Origin of the sequence: Pseudomonas sp. Sample_21, from assembly GCF_004307525.1 — a bacterium.
Taxonomy (GTDB): domain Bacteria; phylum Pseudomonadota; class Gammaproteobacteria; order Pseudomonadales; family Pseudomonadaceae; genus Aquipseudomonas; species Aquipseudomonas atacamensis.
Map to the genome: position 1 here is coordinate 1 of NZ_RCNZ01000031.1, position 3,075 is coordinate 3,075.

Sequence of the window (3,075 nt, forward strand, 5' to 3'; positions counted from 1 at the left end):
CCATATACGCAGTCAAATGTGACGAGGGAATCAAACATCGCTGAAACTATCATTTTATTTTCTCTAGAACGATGGTTTTCATACTATGGAGATCAGTAATCTTACTACCGTCTGTGCGTAGGAACGTGTGCCCCGAGAATCGAGCATCTAGACCTCCATCCTGGATAACCCTGACGCCAACCGACTCAAGATCGGCTGCACTTGGTAGTTTTCCATACGTGGGGAAACGGGGACAGACCACGTTTTGGAGTGCGTTGTAAACGTGGCCTGTCCCTATTTACCCTTGTTCGAAATTTCGCTTCCGAATTTATTGCTCTGTTGAGTATTGAGGAAACGGGGACAGACCATGTTTTCGAGTGCCTTCTATACGTGGTCTGTTCCCTTCCCCCCCAAGAGTACCCAGCTTTTGCATTCAACGTGGTCTGCACCCATTTATCTCTCAGACGATATCGACAATCAGCGTGGCGACCTGCGCGGAGCTCAGAAGGAGAAAAAATAGCGAAATTCGGTTTTACGAATTATCAAAGTTTGATAAAAGATCATCCAGCACTTGTCGTTTTCCGACAGCGACAACTCCTCTATCAAGATCATCAAATTCACCAATCTTTGCCATTAACAGTCCGTTCCCCTCCGCCACATATTCGAAGAGCATCAGATCTTCCGAAATCTTTCCAGACCAGCCAATGAGTAAGGCTTCTTCCATATCCAAATCTATAGGCACAATGGCTACATAAGAACATCTCTCAGCCAAGAACGCCTCCAGAATTGTCCCATCTAAAAGATCCGATAGGCGAATACCTCCAAAAAACTTTAGCTTCCCATCGCGCTCCATGGTATGCACTATCGAATGACTTCCTTGGGGAACTTCAATCCCCCGTGATTTGAACCCACCCCATAGCCCTAAATATTTGACGATTCTCGTGCCTGGCTGCCAAGCCGAGTTACCCAAAAGCAACCAGGCTGCATATCCCGGCATATTTTCGACAACGCGTTCATGTATGAAGTCGAATATTGTTTCCAATGACTCATGAGGCTTCGACGCAATAAAACTAGCTGCAGACAACTTTAATCTGCATTTTCCGTTACCCTCATTCAGATTGATTGTCTGATTCGAATCAGATACGTCATTTTCTCCCAAAATTTTGATTTTAGTAATGATAATAATTTCCCGCTTCGTCGTTAAAATGCGCCCCGCGATTTTGCGGATCACCTTCCCCGCAATCATGTCCCGCTGTGTCGTCACGAATTCTCACTGTCCGCGTACCGCCACCTGAAGCGGGAACCTCAAACTCATAAATGGCTCCGGGCTGAGGGTTGCCCCGTTTGTCGACACTTTGAATTACTCGGCTAGGCTGCTGAATGGTCGGGGGAAAATGCGGACAGACCACGTTTTGGAGTACTTTTTCAACGTGGCCTGCCCCCATTCATCCACACTCTTCCAATACCGTTTCAACGTAATTTTCCTTCACTTAACCCTTAGCAATCAGGGTTACCTTCCACAACTTACCATCCTCTGAAAACTCCATACGTAGATCGTATGTTGAAAACTGATATTTGCACCACTGCCGGACTTTACCAATCAACATATCAACTTTAGCAGATGCTCCTGCGTCTGCCGTACCCAATACCTGAGTGACATTTTTGGCAGTCCAAGCATGAGCAGCCCGATCAAGCACATATTCGTTATACGGTGAATAGCCTTCATCCTCCTGCACAAAAAAATGAATGTGATTTAATTGTCCCGCACGAAACCCAAGCTCTATCCCAGACTTTATAAACTTGTAATATTTTGTTTTCCCGCCTGGATCATTATAGGCATCAGGAGTCTCTGAAATGACGGGCTTTTCTTCAAAACGTTGCCATAGACCCGTGATGACTGATCCATTCTCATCTTGACCGAGAGCGTGAATAAAGTCAGACCAAGTATTCATTATTTGATAACCCCAATCTCTCGATTTCTTTCCACTATTTTTTTAATTGTCTCATCGACAATTTTTGAATCATAACCTCGATTGCGTAAATTTTCTCGCAATGCGTCTGTATCACGGCACACCGCGCCGCACAGATCAATGGCGTCCTGTTGAACCTGTGCACGGGTATTTTTACCCCCATACGTGGGACCCGCAATGTGGACATCGCGAGGAACCTCCACGGCTGTTGCGTTTTGGTAAAGCGATTTGGCCTCCACCTCTGTAAGGGGACGACCTAATTCAGCTTCTTTTGCCGTACGCAATGCAGCAAAGGAAGGGATGTGGTCGTGCTCTAACGCGTCAGCAACTACTTCTCTTGACTTGAGATTCTTATAGGAGTCAACCTCAAGTTCTTGAACCGGTGCTTTGGACGCTTCGTTTCCTTTTACACCACCCGTACCCTTTACGTCGGCTTCCTTTGTGGCAGTCGTACCTTTCCCGGTTGCCCTACCCGGAAAAATTCCACCCCCCATCTGGATCGCGACAGCACCCAATTTTGCAAAGAAACCACCTTCCTGTAAATTCACGATGGAGGCTATTGACCCAGTGGAGTTTAGATTCCCTCCCTGAACAACTCCTACCCAATAGGCTTCTCCACTTTTGCCTTCACTTCGTAGCGTCGCTATCAGCTTCGAGAACTTTTCGTCATCGTCGGCCAAATCGTGGGAGATTTGACGGCAGGTATCAGGTGCCCCTTTACAAAACTCGTCCAGCTCTAACTCTCTTTGCTTGTCAAGCGCTTCATATTTATCCCTGACAGCAAGCTTTTCCTTATCCGTGGTCTTGCTGTCCATCTCAGCGAGCATCTCTTTCACCTCACGGTGGTAGAGATAGTTATAAGTCGTGGCACTCCCGGCGATGCTGGCTCCCAACTGTGAATTGCCATCAACGAGGGCCGCTGCAAGAACACCCGTGAGTTGGGACAACATCACCTGCAGCTGATCATTGCCAGCGGCGAACTTCACCAGCGTATTCATCGCAGCTTCATTCAGCCCAGCAGCCGCCGCACCGGTAGCAAAATCCCCGCCAGTTACTTCGGAAATCAAACCGCCCATCAGCGCATGCGCGACAACTTTTACTACGCCACCTTCCGGGAACTTGATCG

General features: G+C 47.5%; 2 protein-coding genes and 1 pseudogene. All 3 read right to left on the reverse strand.

Going from position 1 to position 3,075, the window contains the following annotated elements; genetic code table 11:
* Nucleotides 1-511: 511 nt before the first annotated feature.
* Nucleotides 512-1,243, reverse strand: coding sequence for a hypothetical protein (locus D8U71_RS03025; protein ID WP_177434005.1), 732 nt, complete (start codon nucleotides 1,241-1,243; stop codon nucleotides 512-514).
* Nucleotides 1,244-1,469: 226 nt separating this feature from the next.
* Nucleotides 1,470-1,931 (reverse strand): hypothetical protein, encoded by a 462-nt coding sequence (locus D8U71_RS03035; protein ID WP_016775045.1) that lies wholly within the window; start codon nucleotides 1,929-1,931, stop codon nucleotides 1,470-1,472.
* Nucleotides 1,931-3,075: pseudogene (locus tag D8U71_RS28310) on the reverse strand (DUF637 domain-containing protein); the annotation flags it as partial. The pseudogene D8U71_RS28310 and the gene D8U71_RS03035, both read right to left, overlap by 1 nt.

Coding starts and splice junctions, on each gene's coding strand:
- D8U71_RS03035 (WP_016775045.1), bottom strand. CDS start 1,931: ATGAATACTTGGTCTGACTTTATTCACGCTCTCGGTCAAGATGAGAAT.